Origin of the sequence: Flagellimonas pacifica (genome assembly GCF_900215465.1) — a bacterium.
Lineage (GTDB): Bacteria > Bacteroidota > Bacteroidia > Flavobacteriales > Flavobacteriaceae > Flagellimonas > Flagellimonas pacifica.
This window is the reverse complement of the sequence record NZ_OBEH01000001.1, coordinates 158,194-178,614: the sequence shown is the minus strand read 5'-3', so window position 1 is coordinate 178,614 and position 20,421 is coordinate 158,194. Positions and strand designations below refer to the sequence as shown.

The window sequence follows — 20,421 nt, the reverse complement described above, 5'->3', positions numbered from 1 at the left end:
GCCAAATGAAGGCTTTTTCGCATTGCACAGCAGGGCTAAGGAATAAGGAAAAGACGATGTATAGTGGCGAAACAGGAATTTTTCAACCAATTTGGAAGAGTTTAAAAGAGTTCACGGAAAACAAGAAGCAAAATGGCAATATTAGAGAATATTAGAAAACGAACAACCGTACTAATTTTGATCATAGGTATGGCATTGTTCGCATTCGTAATATCTGGAATCTTCACCAGTAATGATCTTGGAGGTGGAAAAGTAGGTTCGGCAGTAGCGGAAATTAATGGAGAGAGTGTTTCCATTGACGATTTTAGAAGGGAAGTGGAAAATGCTTCTAGACAATATGGCCCAAGCTTTTCGTCAACACAATTGGTGAACACTGTTTTTGATAGGGAAGTTAGAAAGACCATCTTGGAACAACAGTTTGAAGATTTAGGTATAGATGTGGAGAGTGATCAAATTATAGAATTTGTAAAAACATCAGGATACGCTCAAATTCCAGATTTTCAAGATGAAAACGGAATTTTTAATGAAGCGGTCTTTAAAAGTGCCATTGCCGATTGGAAAGCCAACGATCCTTTAAGATATGATGCTTGGTTGCAAGATGAAACAAGAATTATTCAATCAGCCAAAGAACGTTTGTACTTTAACTTGATCAAAGGTGGTGTTGGAGCAACATTGTCGGAGGGGAAGTTCGATTATATGATGGCCAATGAAAAAGTAGATATCCAATACGTAAGAGTGCCTTACACTTCAATTGCGGATAGTACCATTCAAGTTTCTAAAACCGATATCCAAGCCTACATAAGTAAGCATGAAGATGATTTTAAACAAGAAAAAGCAAGGGATATCCGTTTTGTGTTTTTTGAGGAAAAAGCCTCGGCTGAAGATGAAAAAACCCTAGAAGATGCCATTACGGCATTGCTTGATGATTCTGTGGAATATTCACAAGAAAGAGATGCCAATGATACCATTTTGGGTTTTAGAAATACCAAAGACATGGTAGCTTTCTTGGACAGAAACTCGGATAGTAAATTTGATACCATATTTAAAGCTAAGAATGATTTACCAACAGTAGCGGCAGATAGTCTATTGGCATTACAAATAGGAGGGATTTATGGTCCTTACCGAGATGGAGATTTCTTTAAGGTTTCCAAAATGATGGACAAGAAAGTCAATGGTACCGTTAAAGCCAGTCATATATTGTTTACCTGGCAAGGTGCAGAGAGAGCTAACCCTAGCATAACAAGAACAAAAGAAGAAGCCGAGGCAAAAGCAAAAGAGATTTTGGCTGAAGCTAAAAAAGAAGGAGCGGTATTCACAACTCTGGCAAGAGACAACTCTGATGGACCGTCTGCACCACGAGGTGGTGATTTGGGGTATTTCCAAGAAGGAGTAATGGCAGATGAGTTCAATGATTTCTGTTTTGGAAATGAAGTTGGAACCATTGACTTGATAGAAACACAGTTTGGCTTCCACGTGATAAAGGTTGATGATAAGCAGGACGTTGTTCAAGTAGCAACGCTTTCAAGAGAGATAGAGCCATCTGAAGAAACAATCAATACATTGTTTACAGACGCCACAAAGTTTGAAATGTCAGCTACGGATGCAGAACCTGATGCTTTTGGAGACATTGCCAAGGAAAGCACTTATATTGTTAGACCTGTGAACAAAATCAAGGAAATGGATGAGAACCTTCCAGGATTAACGGCGCAACGTGGTGTTGTTCAGTGGGCCTTTAATGATGAAACCAAAGTAGGTGATATCAAAAGGTTCAGTATTAACAACGGATATGCTGTAGTACAGTTGACCAAAAAGTACAAAGAAGGGCTAATGTCAACAGAAGATGCTTCGGCAACTGCATTGCCAAAAATTAGAAAAGAGCGTAAGGCAGAGCAGATTATGAACGGGAATAAAGGAAAGGCTATGGATGCTTTGGCAAAGGACAACAATGTTGCCGTGTCCAATGCTTCATCTTTAACCATGAAATCTCCAACAATTCCCGGAGCAGGAAGAGAGCCTTTGGTTGTAGGAACCGCTTTTGCTTTGGCTCAGGATGCTACATCTACACTTATTGAAGGGGAGACAGGTGTGTTTATGGTTAAGGTGACCAAAAAAGAGGCTGCTCCGGATATGGACAATTACAGCACCTATGCCAATACACTAAAAAGCAATGCAGCAAACCAAGTGAACAGCGCTGTATACAATGCTTTAAAAGAAGGAGCTGAGATTGAGGATAAACGTGCTACTTTTTACTAAGAAACTACGTCTGAATATATTTAAAAGCCTCCTTTAAAGGAGGCTTTTTTAATTGTTAATTTTTAAAAAGTTCAATGGTGAAATCAAGCAGTTCTCTGCCACCAGTTTTTCCATGGCCAGGAATCACAACAGTAGCTTCAGGATATTGGGATTTTACTTTAGCCACAGTATTTGACCATTCACCAATATTGGCATCTTCTAAATTTCCTTTTCCTGCCCCAATCGATTTAAGCAAGCAACCACCAAACATAATCCTGTCTTTGGAGAAATAACCAATGATGTTGTCACTTGTATGGCCTTCTCCAAGATAATCCAAGATTACTTTTTCACTTCCAAAATGAAGTTCCATGGAATTGGAAAAGCCATTTTTTGGCACTATGCCATTCGTTTCTTTAACCAATTCAATAGTTCTATCGTTGGCATATGAAAGAATATCGTTGTTGTGAAATGTTTCCAATCCACCAATACAGTCTACATGAAAATGAGTGGCTACCACTGCTTTTACTGTGCAATTCAATTCTTTTTTTACCCAGTTGATTAAATCCGCAGAAACTTCATTATTGGAAGGGGTATCAAATATGATGGCCTCTCCATTGTTAGCCACCACCATTCCATTACATGCTACTCTACCAAAGCTTTCGGTCTCTAAATAGGAAACGTGTACAAATGAATTCTCAGTGAGTTGTTGAACGGTTAGGTTTTCACTTTTATAATTGATGTTCTTTTTTTCAGTTTTACAACCAAGTATAGTAAGAACAATAAATGAACAGATTTTTAATATTTTCATATAGTTTGTATCATCAAGCATTTTGGAGAATCATTTCTGAAAAAGAGAAAATAGTATTGAACCCTTTGTCACTAAAATAGTCTAAAGCATTCTGTTTTCCAGTTGCCATTATAAAATCACCTCCCCATGCCCCTAAACTTTTAATTGCTCCAGGGTAATCCTTGAAAAATTTACTTTTTATAGGGGGTAATCCCAATATTTTGGATAAAACCTCTTCATGCTTCGTCATCATAGACTCAAAATCTGTCAAGGTCTGGGCATCGACCATGCCTTTTGTCACATCCGAGATATCTAAAATCAATTGATTTTTATTAAAATCTCGTTCTCTAAAGGCCGCTATAGCTTCCTTACTGCTCTGTTTTTGATTTAAATACACAAAATGAATAGAATCTTTGAATGGAGGATTAAAATTTACTTCTTCTACTTTGGGTGTTCCATCAACTATTTGGTACAAGATTGGGGAGTTGTGTCTGGAGCAGGCAATGTCATAACCACTGCCTCCAAAGGCATTCCATAAAAGTTGGTACGCATCTATATTTGCCCATTGAGCAATGTTATTGATTAAAGTAGATGATGTGCCCAGTCCCCAATCTCTTGGAAAACTGAGATTAGTCTCAACTTTAATTCCGTTATGGTCATTTAAAAAGCCGGGATTTTGAGATTTAGCTTCCTTAAGTAGAAGTATTAAAGTAGAGGAAATGGCATTGTCAGATATGGATATCCCCTTTAGGGAATCCAAGGTGTAGGTTCCTTCAAACCATACATTTTGCTTTTCATCTAAGCTTGTCCATTCCAATAATTTTGAATTGGTTGGTTTGATGGTTAAAGATTGCCCATATTGGGTTGGAATTGCAAGTCCTTGGGCACCTTCCAAGATAGCATACTCTCCAGAGAGCAGTAATTTTCCGTTACTATGGAATTCTTTTCGCATTATTGGGATTGAATCTTTTGCAAAGCTTCTTTGACAGAGGAATTGGTCACAGTTTGATTTTTAAAGTAGTGCACCAATTGTTTTTTCTCACTTTCAGAAGCTCCCATTTGATTGAGCATATTCAATAAATGCATTTTCATATGTCCTTTTTGGATACCGGTGGTTACCAATGAGCGAAGGGCGGCAAAATTTTGGGCCAATCCGGCTACTGCCACAATTTGCATCAGTTCCTTGGCTGTTGGGTTTTGAAGAATTTCCAAAGCCAACCTTACCAAAGGATGAAGGGAAGTCAATCCTCCCACCGTGCCCAGAGCCATGGGAACTTCAATCCAAAACTTAAAGATGCCATTTTCTATACTGGTGTGTGTTAAACTGGAATAGCTGCCATCTTTAGCGGCAAAGGCATGAATCCCTGCTTCTACGGCCCTAAAATCATTTCCTGTTGCCAAAATTACCGAATCAATCCCGTTCATAATTCCTTTATTGTGCGTTACGGCACGGTAGGGTTCAACTTTGGCAATTTCAACGGCCCGCACAATTTTCTTTGCAAATTCTTCTGGAAGCATATCATCCTCATTAAGTGTTTCAACCGGGCAACTTACCTCTGCCCTTACCAAACAATTGGGAACATAGTTGGAAAGGATGCTCATGACCACTTCAATTTCTTTTTCCTCTGGGGTGAAATCAGGATTGGAACTGGCCTTTTGCTTTAAGGTCTTGGCAAATTGTTCTAAACAGGAGTTGATGAAGTTGGCACCCATGGCATCCAATGTCTCAAAAGTGCAATGCAATTGATAGTAATTATCAACCTTGTCACTCAAATCCCTGAGCTCAATATTTTTGATGCCACCTCCCCGTTTTTGCATATTTTGGGTAATGGAAGAGGAGTCAGAAAAGAAATCTGGTTTGATATTGCCGAAAAAATCTTTCAGTTTATTAAAATCCCCATTAAAGATGAAATGCACCTGACCAACTTTTTCCGTACCAATTATTTTGGTTTGGAAACCACCACGGTTCAGCCAAAATTTAGCGGCCTTGCTGGCAGCGGCTACCACCGAACTTTCTTCTATTGCCATTGGGATGGCATGAAGAGTGCCATTGATTAAAAAGTTGGGGGCAATAGCAAAGGGCAAATAGTAATTGGAAACGGTATTCTCTATAAACTCATCATGAAGCTTTTGAACTTCAGCATCAGTATTCCAATATTGTTGCAATAACTGCATGGATTTTTCTGGATTCTTGGTAAAATGGGTTGCGATCCAATCTATTTTTTCAGCTTTGGAAAGCTTCGAAAATCCTTCAACAGGAGTGTTCATAGTGCGTGGTTAAAGGATTCAAATATACGGATAATGCTTGTTTTGATTTTTTGACACTTTGGACTTTGGATGGGATATTATCACAAATGCAATATCAAAGTTTATTTTTTGAATAAATATTAGTAAACTTGACAGTTTTTAATTAATTCACAACATCAATGAGAAAACAGTTTCTTCTGTTCCTGATTACTTTCGGATTTTTAACCCTATCAACAGCTCAAAAGAAAAAAATCACCCTCGAAGATATTTGGGGTGGTGAGTTTAGAACGGAATATATGGATGTGCTCCGTTCCATGAAAAATGGAAAACAGTACACTATCCTAAATTTCAATCGTTCGCCACGAACCAGCAGTTTGGATAAGTATGACTATAAATCCTTGGAAAAGGTAGAAACAATAGTTGCTTCATCAGACGTAATTCCCTTTTTTAGCTCGTATACGTTTAGCGATGATGAATCAAAAATAATACTGGCTACGGAAATTGAGGCCATATTTAGACATTCGCGTCTGGGTGTATATTATGTGTATGATGTTGCCACCAAAAAAATTACAAAGGTTTCTGATGACAAAATTCAGGAACCTTTGTTGTCTCCGGATGGTTCTAAAGTAGCTTATGTTCGAGAAAACAATATCTATGTTTTGGATATTGCTTCAGGAAACACCAAACAAATTACCGCAGACGGAAGTAAAGGCACCATTATAAATGGAGTGACGGACTGGGTGTATGAAGAGGAATTTGCCTTTGTGCGAGCTTTTGATTGGAACAGTAACGGAACCAAAATTGCTTTCCTTCGGTTTGATGAAACAAACGTGCCCCATTTTTCAATGGATGTTTTTGGAGAAAACCTATATCCCTTCCAATACGAATTTAAATATCCAAAGGCTGGGGAAGAGAATGCAGAGGTTTCCTTGCATATGTATGATGTGGCTTCTGCAAGCACATCTAATGTGAACTTGGGAAATGCATACTACATTCCCCGAATCAAATGGATGAACAATCCAAATCATTTGAGTGTTCAGACGCTAAACCGACATCAAAACCATTTGAAGCTACACTCGGTAAATGCTTTGGATAATTCATCATCTATTTTAATGGAAGAAAAGGATGAAGCCTATGTTGATATAACTGATGATTTGACCTTTTTGGCCGACGATAGCTTTATTTGGACCAGTGAGATGGATGGTTATAACCACATCTACCTTTATAATAACGATGGTAAATTAAAAAACCAAATCACCAAAGGTGAATGGGAAGTAACCAGTTATTATGGTTATAATGCAAAGGCAAACAAGATTTATTACCAATCTACGGAGAATGGATCTATCAATAGGGATGTGTACAGCATTGGGACCAATGGGAAAAAGAAAAAACGGTTGACCTCTAAAACAGGAACAAATTCAGCTGACTTCAGTGCAGATTACACTTATTTCATCAATACATTTTCCAGTGCAACAACTCCTTATGAGTTTACCCTGCACAAAGCATCAGATGGACAGAAGCTTAAAAATATCAAGGATAATTCTGTTTTAGATAATCAGTTGGAAGAATATGAGTTGAGTCCTAAGGAATTTTCTACCATATCCATTAATGGTAACGACTTAAATATGTATATCATAAAACCGTCGGATTTTGATGAAAACAAGAAATACCCTCTTTTAATGTTTCAATATAGCGGTCCGGGGTCGCAACAAGTTGCAAACAGATGGTTTGGGTCCAATGATTACTGGCATCAAATGTTAGTTTCTGAAGGTTATATTGTGGCCTGTGTTGATGGGCGTGGCACGGGTTACAAGGGACGTGACTTTAAAAAAGTGACATATTTAAATTTGGTTAAATATGAGACCGAAGACCAGATAGCAGCGGCCAAAAAGCTAAGCAAACTCCCATACATTGATGAAAACAGAACAGGTATATGGGGATGGAGCTACGGAGGGCATATGAGTACGAATTGCCTTTTAAAAGGGAATGACACTTTTGAAATGGCGATTGCTGTGGCACCGGTGACCTCATGGCGTTTTTACGACACCATTTATACAGAACGGTTTATGCGCACCCCACAGGAAAATCCTGAAGGATACGATAATGAATCTCCATTTAACTACCCTGAACTTTTGAAAGGGAAATATTTATTGGTGCATGGCTCTGGAGATGACAATGTGCATGTGCAGAATTCTATGCGTATGATTGAGGCCTTGGTACAGGCTAACAAGCAATTTGAATGGGCTATTTATCCTGATAAAAATCACGGGATTTATGGCGGAAACACAAGACTTCATCTATTTACCAAGATGACCAACTTTGTTAAAGATAATTTGTAACCAAATACCATAATTTATGTCAGATATTGTAAAACCGTCCGATGAGAAGCAACTCTTCGGTCATCCGCAAGGCCTTTTTTACCTGTTTTTTGCAGAACTATGGGAGCGTTTCAGCTTCTACGGAATGCGCGCATTGCTCACGTTGTACATGGTCAATGTTATTTTCGAGGCCTTGTCAACACGGGATTACGCAGCAGCAGCGGTTTATGCGTCTTATGGGTCTTTAGTATATGCTTCAACCGTAATTGGAGGTAAAATTTCTGACTCTATTTTAGGAATGCGTTCCTCCATTTTTTTAGGAGGAGTTTTAATGGCCTTGGGACATTTTGTGTTAGCCATTGAGAATAACACTGCTTTCTTTTTGGCCTTAGCATTTATCATTGTTGGAAATGGATTTTTTAAACCCAACATTTCAACCTTTGTGGGGACCTTATACAAAGATGGAGATACCCGAAAAGATTCTGGATTTACCATATTTTATATGGGAATAAACATAGGAGGTGCTATTGCTCCTTTACTTTGTGGATGGCTTGGGGCAACCTACGGTTGGCACTATGGTTTTGGCTTGGCGGGCATAGGAATGTTGGCAGGACTACTTTTCTTTTGGAGCGGGATTAAAAAGAATGTCTTTGGAGAAGGGGGTAAACCACCTAGTATGGAGGTGTATGAGAGAAAGATAATGGGTGTTCCTCAAAAACATTTGATTCCAATTCTTGCTTTTTTATCTGCCCCATTAATTGCGTTTTTATTGTATTCCTATAAATCTTTGGGAGGAGAGGGAACCGCTTTTGCGGACACCAATGTTGTCAATTTACTATTTTATCTCATTGGAATTGCTGTGGTTGTGTATATGGGAACCATAATGATTAAATCCAAACCTGATGAGCGAAAGAAACTCTTAATGGCTGTGTTGATTACCTTTTTCATGACAATTTTTTGGGGATTTCATGAGTTGCATGGAAGTGTCATTACACTTTTTGCGGCAAGAAACGTAAACCTTTCGTTGATCAATGCAAGTCAGACCAATGCTCTTAACTCTATATTTATTGTTATCCTTTCCATTCCAATTTCTATAATGTGGACAAAATTGGCAAGAAACAAACTTAACCCAAGGACACCATATAAGTTTGGAATGGGACTGGTATTGGCCGGTTTGGCTTTCTATGTAGTGTCTCTCAGTGGGGCAAGTGCGGATGAAAACGGAATGGTGCCATTTTCCTATTTATTGGCATTGTATTTCTTGATTTCGGTTGGAGAATTATTTATGTCTCCAGTTGGGCTCTCCAAAATAACCGATTTATCACCTAAACGCATTGTGGCTTTTATGATGGGGGTCTGGTTTTTATCATCGGCCTATGCCTTTCAAATTGTTGGGTTTATTTCCAAACAATTGGCAATAGAAAGCACAGATAGTAATGTGGGTGGTTTTGACACCTTGAACGTTTATCTGGACGGTTTTAGTCTTATTGCCAAATACTCTTTGGTAGCGGGAATAGTGGTATTGGTTTTTGGTCCACTCATGAAAAAGTTAATGGGCAACGTTCATTGATCAGTCCAAATCAAAAATATAAAATCCCTTTTCACCAGTATTGTGAAAGGGGATTTCTTTTTTGAGGCAGGTTTGTTCCCATCTGGTAATATAAGATTTGTAGTTGCTGCCATCAGCTAGGATTATTTTAGGCTGAATGGAATCAATTAACCGTTCCAAATTAAGTTTTGAGGATTGGGTCAACAAGAGAAAATCAACTGGTTTTGTTGGCGGGTAAATTGCCAAACTATCCATGATATACAAGCTTTTCCCATTGAGATGAAAATTGTGCTGCAATGGATTGTGCGAAATGGACCGTATATGTTCTGCCACGGAGTAATCTTTTACAATGCGATTGTTCAAGCTATTCGCTTCATAAACTTTTAAAACATAACCTTTTTGATGAAGTAATATAGTGTTTCTGTTTTGATGTGCTAGGATCAAGGTTTCCTTTTGTTTAAGCCTGAATTGACTCCAAATGCCCCAGGTTTGTAAAATAATGATAGCTGTTAAAAACATTAAAATGTTTTTCTTTTTTGCCTTGGAAAGAAACAGCACCATTGTGATAATAGCGATATATCCAACAAGTAACTGAAACGAATCAAAAGGAATATCCCTAATCACAAAACCTTCTTGTTGGGCCACCCAAGAAATTACTGAATTCATCATTTTTATGATGGCGTTGTAACTTTTAACCAAAAAGTTGGGTAAAAAATTCATTATAGATAACCCAATTACCAAGATTCCGATGCCTAGAATAAGCCCTAAAAAAGGAATTACTAAAAGGTTGGAGATGAAGAACAGTACCGGAAATTGGTGAAAGTAATACAGGCTAATGGGAAGTACTCCCAGCTGCGCAGCCAAACTAACGGAAAGTAATTGCCAAGTTTTTCGGATTAAAATATTATTTGGAAACCAAAATCGTTGGAGTTTTGGATAAATCCAAACAATGGCAAGCACAGCGGCATAACTCATTTGAAAGCCAACCTGAAAAAGAAAAAGTGGTTTCATCAATAAAATAAAGAACATGGAGAGTGCAACTATGTTAAAGGAGTTGGTTGGTCGGTTCAAATGCATGGCATAGGCCACAAAAGTGAACATGGTCACCGCTCGAACAATGGAAGGGGAAAGTCCGGCAATAAAAGCATAGCTCCATAATAAGAACACTACACAAATTAACTTTATGGTTTTGCCTTTAGGTAATCGTTCAAGTGGAGTGAGCAGAAATTGGAAAAGCAACAATAGTATCCCAACATGAAGCCCTGAAACTGCCAAAATATGGATAGCTCCGGCATCTTTATAGCTGTTATAAGTGTTTTCGGAAATATTGTCACGTTGACCCAATAACAAAGCCTGGATTACACCTAACACATCCTTGTCAAAATCTTTGGTCTTCAATTTTAAAATGATGTCCTCCCTAAAGTTTGAGGCAACTCCAAATATGGTTTTTGACGAATTTTTCTTGGCTGTTATTTGATTTGAACTGATTCCTATCTGATGATAAATGCCTTGCTTTTGTAGAAAGCCTTTGTAATTGAATTGATGGGGATTTAAGGGAGGATTGATGGCTTTAACCTTGGCAAACAGAAAAAGTTCATCATCTACCCTTAGCTTTTTGGAAGTTGAATCAGTTGGGATGTTCAATAGTATGTTTCCAGATGCATGTTTCTTTTCCAAAGAAAGTACCTCGGCTACATAACGTTGGCTAAAAGGATTGGATTTGAGGATTTCCTTGACCTTGATTTTCCATATTTTTTGGGTTTTTAAATCGGTTCGAGAATAATGATGATCCAAATATTTTGATTGAGATAGATTGATGATAAAAAAACCCAATAAAAAGGTCAACAGGATAGTGGTTAGTTCAAAATAAGGAAACCCTTTCCGGGTTTGTCGTTTATTGAACCAATACAAAAAGGGAAGTAGCCCTATGGCTATATAAAAGGGAATATGTGGGCCGATTTCGAGATAAACCCCCAAAATAATACCTGCCACAAGACACAAGGTCAGTCGTATGGACACAAAATCAAAAAATCTCACTAACTATAAGAATCGCATTGCTTTTACAAACGCATGGTTCCAATACCCTTCCCGTAAGGAAGAGACAATTACACCCCTTGAGGTTGTGGAGTGTATAAATTTTACATCGACGCCCTTTACATCAACAACCAACCCAACATGATTAATGCGTTTACCACGTTTGCTGGTTTTGAAGAAAAGGAGGTCGCCTTTTTCTATTTGGGTCAGTTTTATTCGTTTCCCTTGCTCTGCCATTTGATAGGAAACTCTTGGAAAACTAATATCGTTCTCTTTTAAGGAAATAAATATTAATCCAGAGCAATCCATTCCTTTTTTGGTGATCCCGCCAAATTTGTAGCGGGTACCGCTAAAGGTCAATGCTGTTGAAACTATGGCATTGGCCTTGGAGTTTTTTCTTTCTTCCTTTTTGGATTTTTTTGGTAGCGTAGTTTCTTCAGTGGACCCTTCCACAGAGACGGTTCTGGTTTTGCTGTAGGTTCTTTTTTTAGATGAACCACATCCAAAAACTAAAAGTAGGCAAAGAAAATAGAGGGACTTTTTTAACATTCAAGAATAGTTTTTTTTACTCTTGGCGTATAAATTAAGCATTTTCGATGATTAATTTGGCTGCTAATTGACTTGCGCCATTTCCGCCCAATTTTTCTTTTAATGATTTGTAGTCGGACAATATGCGATCTCGTTCCTTGCCTTCTACAATTTTTGAAAGCTCTTGTTTTAGGTTTTTTGTAGTTAATTCATTTTGAATCAATTCCTTAACCACTTCTTTGTTCATTATTAAATTGACCAGCGAAATATAGTCCAATGTAATTATCCGCTTTGCAATTTGGTAAGAAATCCAATTGCCTTTATAGCACACCACTTGAGGGATTTCAAAAAGGGCCGTCTCCAAAGTGGCTGTTCCACTGGTTACCAAAGCAGCATGTGAATGTTTGAGTAAGGAATAGGTCTGATTGGACACAAATCCCACTTTGTTCGCTGATAAAAAAGAATTATAAAACCCATCTGACAAACTAGGTGCTCCAGCAATCACAAATTGGTATTCAGAGAAATCGGAACTCACGGATAACATTACGGTCAACATTTTTTGCACCTCTTGCTTTCTACTCCCAGGTAAAAGCGCAATAATGGGTTTTTGCAGATGAAGGTTGTTTTCCTGCCTAAACGTAGCTTCATCAACAATTTCTGTATTTTCCACAGCATCAATAAGTGGATGACCTACAAAGTGAACGGGATAGTTGTGCTTCTTTTCATAAAAATCCTTTTCAAAAGGTAGAATGACGTACATATTGTCGATATCCCGCTTTATCTTTTCAATTCTACCCTCACGCGAGGCCCATATTTGTGGAGAGATGTAGTAGTTGGTTTTGAAGCCATTTTTCTTGGCCCATTTTGCTATGCGAAGATTGAACCCAGAGAAATCGATAAAAACAATAAGATCAGGATTGAACCCTTGGATGTCTTCTTTGCAAAAGGAAATGTTCTTGAAAATGGTTGGGATATTTTTGATGACCTCCAAAAAGCCCATAAAAGCCATTTCTTTGTAATGTTTGGCCAAATCCCCGCCAGCTTTTCGCATTAAATCCCCACCCCAACACCTAATCTGGGCTTCTGAATCCTGTTGCTTCAAGGCCTTTATCAAATTGGATCCATGTAGGTCTCCTGAGGCTTCACCGGCTATAATGTAGTACTTCATCAAAAAAGTTCAAGCTCAACTAAAAATCTTATAATATAAAATAACCAAAGCGGTCAATAATGTAGCTATCATTACCCCTCTGGCCCTATAGTCCCTTTTTAAGCGCAGGAATGCAAAAAAGGCGACTAAATTTAGGATAGCGCCCAATGCCAACAAACTTCCTACGTGACCTTGCGAAACTGCTGCATTGAAGGTCTCAATAATGCTTAAGTCGGAAAAACCCAAAATGTATAGTAACGTACCAAAGGTATTTGCTATGATTCCCACAGCAAAACCTATTAAAACTTCCTTTCTATTTTTCATTTAAGCTCCAATTATTTACTTGTGGAATTGCATGATGAGCGGTAAGGTCAAATTGGGTGGGAACTACGGAAACATACCCTTGCGCTAGCGCCCATTCGTCGGTGTCCTCACCCTTGTCCAAAAGTTCAAATTCGCCAGTTAACCAATAATAATCTTTGCCAGTTGGACTAATGCGCTTATCGAATTTCTCTTTCCAATTGGCTCTAGCTTGCCTACAAATCTTTATACCCTTCGGTTCTGTATCAGTTTTGGGAATATTTACATTAAGCACTGTTCCTTTAGGTATTCCATGTGCAAGAGCCTCACTGACTATTTTTTTTATGGAATGGGCGGTATGGTTAAAATTTGCTTCCCAAGAGTAATCACAAAGGGAAAAACCAATTGCCGGAATTCCTTCTATACCTGCCTCAATGGCAGCACTCATGGTGCCAGAATATATTACATTTATAGAAGAGTTGGATCCATGGTTGATGCCGCTTACGCAGATGTCTGGTTTTCTATCCAATATTTCCTGCAATGCCAATTTTACACAATCTGCCGGGGTTCCGCTGCAACTATATTCCCTTGGGGCACCCTCCTCCTTATCGATAACCACTTGTTTTGAATAAAGTGTATTGTCAATGGTAATGGCATGTCCCATACCAGATTGTGGACTGTCCGGGGCTACAACAATTACTTCTCCGATCTCCTTCATAACCCGTATTAAAACCCTAAGACCAGGAGCAGTTATACCATCGTCATTGGTAACCAGAATAAGGGGTTTTTTCATTTTGTATAATTAATAGGGTAAAAATACGTTTTTCATAAGGATATGAAGCCCTGGTCGTTTAACAAAAAATTAAAAGCACCGTACCAGACTGGCACGGTTTTTTCTGTATCTTAGGGAATTCGTATGAATAGAAACGGAGGATGACGTAATGCTGATTTGACAATGAGATGGTCAAATAATTTCGCTCCCAATTAATACCATAATTTATGAAAAAGAATTTCACCTTGGCACTTTTGGTAATTCTTGTTGCAGTGGCCTCCTGCAGCTTTACCAATAAATCTTTTGAGAATGATGACAAGGATAAGTTGCTTTTGGATTTGATAACCTATGTGCTTGAAAGAGGGCATTACGAACCGAAAGATTTAAATGACAACTTTTCTTCAAATGTTTTTGATGACTTTATAGATATCCTAGATCCTACAAAAAGATACTTTTTGGCAAGTGATGTCAGAGAGTTTGAAAAGTACAGATTTCAGATTGATGATGAGATTAAAAACACGGACATTACTTTTTTTAATATTGTCTACCAACGTTTAATGAAACGTATGGATGAAGCTAAAGAAGTTTATAAAGAAGTTCTTTCTGAACCTTTTGACTATACTATTCCGGAGGACATCAACATAGATTATAAAGACCAGGAATATGCATCCAATAAGAAACAACTCAAAGAACGTTGGAGGAAGCAACTTAAATACAACACCCTTGGTGTTTTTGATAATAAAATCAACAACAAACTGGTTGAAAGCTCAACTGGTGCCGCGGTAGGAGAAGGAGGAGACATTGCCTCAACCAGTGTAAATCTGAAACTGGAGAATGTCAATGGAGTTCTAAAGGATGTAACCGTAAAGGAAATTGAGATAGCATCTAGGGAGAATACCAAAAACACTTTGGATGAGTTTTTTGATTTTATTGATGATTTTGAGCGGAAAGATTGGTTTGTACAATACATAAACACCATTGTTGATGAATTTGACCCCCATACATTTTACTTTGCTCCAGATGACAAAGAAAAATTTGATATTGGAATGTCGGGTAAGTTTGAAGGTATTGGAGCCCGTTTACAGAAAAAACCAGAAGGGGCTAGGATTGTTGAGATTATTTCAGGTGGTCCGGTATGGAGAGAGCAGAGTTTGGAAGTTGGTGACGAAATTCTAAAAGTAGGCCAAGAAGGAGAAGAGCCTACCGATATTGTGGGAATGCGCCTGGATGATGCCATTAAGTTGATAAAAGGTCCAAAAGGAACGATAGTGGACTTAACGGTTAGAAGAGTGGATGGAACAATTGATGTGATTTCCATAACCCGTGATGTGGTGCAATTGGAAGAATCTTTTGCAAAATCAGCTACTGTCAAAAAAGATGAGAACAAATACGGATTGATCAATCTGCCCAAATTCTATGTAGATTTTGAAGATTATACTGAACGGAATGCGGCTACAGATGTGGCCAAAGAGGTAGAACGCCTAAAACAAGAAGGCGTTGAGGGTATTGTCCTTGATCTTCGAGATAATGGAGGAGGCTCGTTGAAAACCGTTGTGGAAATGGCAGGATTGTTCATTAAGGACGGACCAATTGTACAGGTGCGATCTTCAGGACAAAGAAAAGAAGTGCATGAAGATAAGGACGAGCGCATTCAATGGGATGGTCCATTGGTCATTTTGGTAAATGAACTTTCGGCATCAGCATCGGAAATTTTGGCCGCTGCCATGCAAGACTATAAAAGAGCTGTTGTTATTGGAAGCAAGCAGACCTTTGGAAAAGGAACGGTTCAGAATGTGATTCCTTTGGACAATATTGTAAGAAGTAATGAACATGGTGATTTGGGTGCTATAAAACTAACAACCCAAAAGTTCTATAGAATCAATGGAGGTTCTACACAATTGGAAGGCGTAAAGAGTGATATAGTTGTACCAGATAGATATAGTTATATAGATCTTGGAGAAAGAGACCAGGAAAATCCATTGGGCTGGGATAAAATTACCCCTGCCGATTATAAAATATGGGATGGCTATATTGATTTTGAGGTGGCTGTGGCCAATAGCAAAAAGCGTATGACCAATAATGCACAAATCAAATTAATAGAGGAAAATGCCAAATGGTTGAAAGAACAGCAAGATGATGTAATAGTTTCGTTAAACTACGATATCTATAAGAACAAGACTGAGAAAGATAAAAAGCGCTCAGAATATTTTAAAAGACTTAGAGAGTACGATTCTAAATTAACTTTCGAGTCCTTAAAATATGAAACAGAACTGTTTACCAAAGATTCTGTTTTGCGTGAGAAAAGAAATAGATGGCATAAGAACCTTGCAAAGGATATTTATGTAGAAGAAGCCGTTAATGTATTGCGGGATCTACAATTGAACAATATCAAGCACAGCGAAAGAAAACTGGCTAGTGTAAAGGGATAAAAACATCTTACAGGATAAAAGGCCGACCATGAGAATGGGCGGCTTTTTTGTTTTAAAAGGATGGTTAGCTTTGTGCTCAAAACTTGAAATGAAGAACAAAACTATTTATACCCTACTTTTTGTTGTCTGCGTGGTGGGTTTTTGGGTATTCGAGAATTTTTATACCCCGGCAACTTATACTGACCCCAATACCAATGAAAGTACTACAATAATTGCATCAGAGTTTTTGCCCAGCTCAACAACAGGGGATATTGTTCGGCACCAACATTTAATGCTTTCCTATAGCGAGCCTCATGAGCAGGCCGAATGGGTTGCATACGAACTTAAAAAGAGCCATCTGACCCATGATGATAGAAAACGTCCGTATTTTATTGAAGATCCTAAAGTGAAAACCAAATCTGCCGATTGGAGAAATTACAAAAGTTCAGGATACGATAGAGGGCATCTTTGTCCTGCTGGGGATAGGCGATTTTCCAAGTATGCCTACAATGAAACCTTTTATACCAGTAACATAAGTCCACAAGACCGGGAGTTTAACGCTGGCGTATGGAATAGATTGGAACAACGGGTGCGTTATTGGTGCAAAAAACACGGTGATTTAATAATCGTTACTGGAGGAGTGTTGCAAAATGGGCTGGTAGAGATTGGTGAGGAGGGCGTAGATGTTCCCAATACATTTTATAAGGTGGTGTTTCGTAAAAATAAAGATTCTGTTGATGTTCTCGCCTTTTTGATTCCGAATAAGGAAAGTAAAGCTCCTTTACAAAGTTTTTTGGTCACTGTTGATGAAGTGGAAAAAAGAACGGGAATTAACTTTTTTAGAAATCAATCGGAAAGCTGGCAGAAAAAAGTAGAGGAAACTGTGAATGCTTCTGGTTGGAAATTTTAGATTCCATCTTTCAACCTATTGGAATCCAGTTTTAAGAAAATGAAAAGGAGCATTGTGAAGAAAATGAGGCTAGATCCACCATAGCTAAAAAAAGGTAAAGGTATACCAATAGTTGGCAAAAGGCCTATGACCATTCCAATGTTTACAAAGTAGTGTATGAACAATATGGAAATAACACCATAACCATACATTCTGCTAAAATCATTTTTTTGACGTTCTGCGATGAAAATCAAACGTAAAAAGAAAACGGAAAAGATTAAGATGACTGCAACGGTACCCAAAAACCCCCATTCTTCCCCCACAGAACTAAAAATATAATCAGAGTGTTGTTCTGGCACAAAATCCCCTTTGGTACGTGTTCCCTCCAAAAAACCTTTACCAAAAAAACCTCCAGATTCTATAGCTTTTTCAGATTGATAGGTATTATAACCAATGGTCTTTCTAATTTCTTCCAATTTTTTTTCATCCTTCTCAAGTCGTAGCCAAAGGGCGAAACGATTACGATGACGTTGTTCAAAAACGTTATCATACACAAAGCCTACGGATAATGAAAATAACATGGAGGTCACAATGGCAACAATTAGGGGTAGTATTGGGATTTTAACTGATTTCCGCTTAAAAGTGAAAATCAGAACTATGAGAACTCCCAGTCCAATCCCTATCCAAACCGTTCCAAACATTAGGGTAGTGGCAAAAAGGACCACAATTACAACTAAAACTCCCAAATAATATAGAGGAAACCCTTCTCTAAACAACACAAAGAACAGCGAGAAATAGATTAAGGAACTTCCGGGATCTGGTTGAGGGAGTATCAAAATGGCTGGCAACAGAATAATAAGTAAGGCATAGGACTGATGCTTTCGGTTTTTGATATCTGTTTGGATGTCACTTAAATACTTGGCCAATGCAAGCGCCGTGGCAACTTTGGCAAGTTCAGAGGGTTGAAAATTAAAAAAACCTAAATCATACCAAGAAGTTGCACCAGCTACGGTCTTTCCAAAAAGGAAAAGCCCAATCAATAAAACTATAGCAGCTATGTAAAAAATAGAGGCAAAGCGCTCAAAAAAACTTGACTCTATAGAAAGTACAAGGATTATGCCCACAAAGGCTAGCCCAATAAAAAAAAGCTGTTTCCCATAAAGGGTAGAAAAGTCCAAAATTGAAACATCGGGATTACTAAGAGTAGTGGAATAAATATTGAGCCACCCTATGAAAACCAAAAAAGCATAAAGAAAAATAGTAAGCCAGTCTATTCTTCCAAAAAGACCTCTACCAGACATACTCATTTATCTTGAAAGGTTCACCACTGTATGGTTTTGCATATTCATGTTCCAATGTTTTTTCAAGCATCCGTTTTTCCAAGTCCTTTCTTGTAATCTCCCCTTTAACGTATTTTTCAATAAGTAATGAAGCTATATGACCTGCATAACGAGAACCATAATACCCGTTCTCAATATAAACGGCCAGTGCTATTTTTGGGTTTTCTATAGGGGCAAATGCCACAAAAACAGAATGATCAGTGAGCTGCATGCGCTCTCCGTCTATTCTCACAAAGTTCTCAACGGTCCCTGTTTTTCCTGCAATGTTAATTCCTGGAATTTGTACCCACCTTCCTGTACCGTATTTGTAGACATTCTCCATACCTTTAATTACAGGCTCAAAATGTTCCCTATCTATGGTTGTATAACGCGGTTCTGTAAATTTTGGGTCTATCGCTCCAGTGTTGCCAATATTTTTTAGAATATGAGGAGTGTAAAAATAACCGCGATTGGCAATTGCTGCGGTCATATTTGCCAATTGTAAGGGGGTGGCTGCTACTTCTCCTTGGCCAATAGAATTGGAAATGATAAAGGAAGATGCCCATCTATTATCTCCATATGCCCGGTCATAATATGCCTTGCTTGGAATTCTGCCAGGGCTGCCAGTAGGTAGGTCAGTGCCTAAATACCCACCTAATCCAAAACTTTTCATATGCTTTTCCCAAACATCCATCCCTTCGTCAGTGGTTGGGTACTTTCCATATATTTTCCTGAAAGTTCCAGCAAAATAGGCATTACAAGATTGATAAATACCAGAATTCATATCCCGAACTCCACCACCACAATGACAACCTCTCTTAGTGCTTCCCACATAAAAACCATTATAACATCTAAACTTTGTGCTTGGATCAATTACTCCTTCTTGAAGGGCAACAAGGGCATTTAAAGTTTTAAAAGGCGATCCTGGCGAAGGTTGTGCCAAAATAGAACGATCCCAGGTGGGCTTGGAAATTGTGTCATAATGTAGCTTACTGTAATTTTTTGATCGTTCCCGGCCTACTAATAAAGCGGGGTCATAAGTGGGCCCTGAGATCATGGCTAGAATTTCCCCTGATTTGGGTTCAATGGCCACAATACCACCCCTTTTTCCATGCATTAAGCGTTCTCCATACTCTTGGAGTGTTTTGTCCAAAGTAATATGAATTTCTTTTCCTTGCTCAGGTAGGGTGTCCAATTTACCATCCTTGTAAGGCCCAATATCCCTGTTAAAACGATCTTTTTGAATGTGTTTTACCCCTTTCCTTCCTCTTAGAAGTTCTTCATATTGCTTTTCAATACCTGTATGTCCTTTCAGTTCACCTGCTACATAATAGGGATTGTTTTGCAGATCATGTTCATTTACTTCACTGATGTATCCCAATACATTTGCCGCACTATTGGTATTATAATATCTCAGCGATCTTTTCTGAATATAAAATCCTTCAAAATGACGCATTTTTTCCTGAAGTCCAGCGTAATCCTCTTTGGACAGTTGAGGTACCAGTACCGAGGGGAGCCTAGGTGAATATCTTCTAGCCTTTCTCATCTGGCTGATAAAATGCGCTTTGTCAATCTTTAAAAGCTTACAAAACTCAAGGGTATCAAGAGGTTTTGCTTCACGTGGAATAACCATGACATCATATGCAGGTTGGTTGCCCACCATTAACTCGCCATTACGATCATAGACGTAACCTCTTTCTGGATAATCATATATCTTTTTGATGGCAGGATCTTCTAAAATTTGATCAGGGGAAAAACGAAATAGTTGTAAATAGGAAAGTCTTCCAATGAATGTAAATCCAATGATAACGATAATGGAAGATAACAACAGTTTTTTCATAGACAACTAATTTGCTGGCCCGAGCTCTATGTTTTAACGAAACAGCACCAA

The 20,421-nt window shown here is 38.3% G+C and carries 15 protein-coding genes; 5 read left to right on the top strand and 10 right to left on the bottom strand.

The annotated features are described in order from the left end of the window. Positions 1 to 132 precede the first annotated feature (132 nt). Complete coding sequence (locus CRO15_RS00760; protein ID WP_097043822.1) at positions 133 to 2,253, top strand: peptidylprolyl isomerase; 2,121 nt, start codon at positions 133 to 135, stop codon at positions 2,251 to 2,253. 55 nt (positions 2,254 to 2,308) lie between these two features. On the opposite strand, the gene bla is transcribed toward CRO15_RS00760, so the two are convergent. From bla to CRO15_RS00745, 3 genes are read right to left on the bottom strand one after another with little or no spacing between them, the layout of a single operon-like run. Next, positions 2,309 to 3,040, bottom strand: coding sequence for a subclass B1 metallo-beta-lactamase (gene bla, locus CRO15_RS00755; protein WP_097044796.1), 732 nt, complete (start codon positions 3,038 to 3,040; stop codon positions 2,309 to 2,311). A 13-nt stretch (positions 3,041 to 3,053) separates the two neighbouring features. Further along, positions 3,054 to 3,971 carry a GYDIA family GHMP kinase gene (locus tag CRO15_RS00750; RefSeq protein WP_097043821.1) on the bottom strand — a complete coding sequence of 306 codons (918 nt, stop codon included), beginning with the start codon at positions 3,969 to 3,971 and terminating at the stop codon, positions 3,054 to 3,056. Further along, on the bottom strand, positions 3,971 to 5,287 hold the full coding sequence (locus tag CRO15_RS00745; protein ID WP_097043820.1) for a hydroxymethylglutaryl-CoA reductase, degradative: 1,317 nt from the start codon (positions 5,285 to 5,287) through the stop codon (positions 3,971 to 3,973). The genes CRO15_RS00750 and CRO15_RS00745 overlap by 1 nt, the downstream gene beginning before the upstream one ends. A gap of 158 nt (positions 5,288 to 5,445) precedes the next feature. On the opposite strand from CRO15_RS00745, the gene CRO15_RS00740 reads away from it, so the two are divergent. Next, positions 5,446 to 7,605 carry a S9 family peptidase gene (locus tag CRO15_RS00740; protein ID WP_097043819.1) on the top strand — a complete coding sequence of 720 codons (2,160 nt, stop codon included), beginning with the start codon at positions 5,446 to 5,448 and terminating at the stop codon, positions 7,603 to 7,605. 16 nt (positions 7,606 to 7,621) lie between these two features. Further along, on the top strand, positions 7,622 to 9,154 hold the full coding sequence (locus tag CRO15_RS00735) for a peptide MFS transporter (RefSeq protein ID WP_097043818.1): 1,533 nt from the start codon (positions 7,622 to 7,624) through the stop codon (positions 9,152 to 9,154). Here the strand turns inward: CRO15_RS00735 and CRO15_RS00730 are convergent, their stop codons facing one another. Genes CRO15_RS00730 through surE form a run of 5 tightly spaced genes read right to left on the bottom strand, consistent with a single transcriptional unit; the run spans position 9,155 to position 13,935 of the window. Beyond that, positions 9,155 to 11,125, bottom strand: a complete 1,971-nt coding sequence (locus CRO15_RS00730) for a ComEC/Rec2 family competence protein (protein ID WP_243396868.1) — start codon at positions 11,123 to 11,125, stop codon at positions 9,155 to 9,157. 48 nt (positions 11,126 to 11,173) lie between these two features. After that, the gene (locus tag CRO15_RS00725) at positions 11,174 to 11,716 is read right to left on the bottom strand and encodes a C40 family peptidase (RefSeq protein ID WP_097043817.1); all 543 of its coding nucleotides are present in this window, start codon (positions 11,714 to 11,716) and stop codon (positions 11,174 to 11,176) included. 34 nt (positions 11,717 to 11,750) lie between these two features. Then, positions 11,751 to 12,863, bottom strand: coding sequence for a lipid-A-disaccharide synthase (lpxB, locus tag CRO15_RS00720; RefSeq protein WP_097043816.1), 1,113 nt, complete (start codon positions 12,861 to 12,863; stop codon positions 11,751 to 11,753). Positions 12,864 to 12,878: 15 nt separating this feature from the next. Next, positions 12,879 to 13,166 carry a hypothetical protein gene (locus CRO15_RS00715; protein ID WP_097043815.1) on the bottom strand — a complete coding sequence of 96 codons (288 nt, stop codon included), beginning with the start codon at positions 13,164 to 13,166 and terminating at the stop codon, positions 12,879 to 12,881. Next, positions 13,156 to 13,935, bottom strand: a complete 780-nt coding sequence (gene surE / locus CRO15_RS00710; RefSeq protein ID WP_097043814.1) for a 5'/3'-nucleotidase SurE — start codon at positions 13,933 to 13,935, stop codon at positions 13,156 to 13,158. The genes CRO15_RS00715 and surE overlap by 11 nt, the downstream gene beginning before the upstream one ends. Positions 13,936 to 14,141: 206 nt before the next feature. Here surE and CRO15_RS00705 point away from each other — a divergent pair, with 206 nt between their 5' ends. Then, positions 14,142 to 16,343, top strand: coding sequence for a carboxy terminal-processing peptidase (locus CRO15_RS00705; protein ID WP_097043813.1), 2,202 nt, complete (start codon positions 14,142 to 14,144; stop codon positions 16,341 to 16,343). Positions 16,344 to 16,431: 88 nt separating this feature from the next. Continuing rightward, on the top strand, positions 16,432 to 17,232 hold the full coding sequence (locus CRO15_RS00700; RefSeq protein WP_097044794.1) for a DNA/RNA non-specific endonuclease: 801 nt from the start codon (positions 16,432 to 16,434) through the stop codon (positions 17,230 to 17,232). Here CRO15_RS00700 and rodA read toward each other — a convergent pair. Continuing rightward, complete coding sequence (gene rodA / locus CRO15_RS00695; RefSeq protein ID WP_097043812.1) at positions 17,229 to 18,512, bottom strand: rod shape-determining protein RodA; 1,284 nt, start codon at positions 18,510 to 18,512, stop codon at positions 17,229 to 17,231. The genes CRO15_RS00700 and rodA overlap by 4 nt on opposite strands. Next, positions 18,502 to 20,370: a peptidoglycan D,D-transpeptidase FtsI family protein gene (locus tag CRO15_RS00690; RefSeq protein WP_097043811.1), complete on the bottom strand. Its 1,869-nt coding sequence runs from the start codon at positions 20,368 to 20,370 to the stop codon at positions 18,502 to 18,504. The genes rodA and CRO15_RS00690 overlap by 11 nt, the downstream gene beginning before the upstream one ends. Between the last annotated feature and the right edge of the window lie 51 nt (positions 20,371 to 20,421).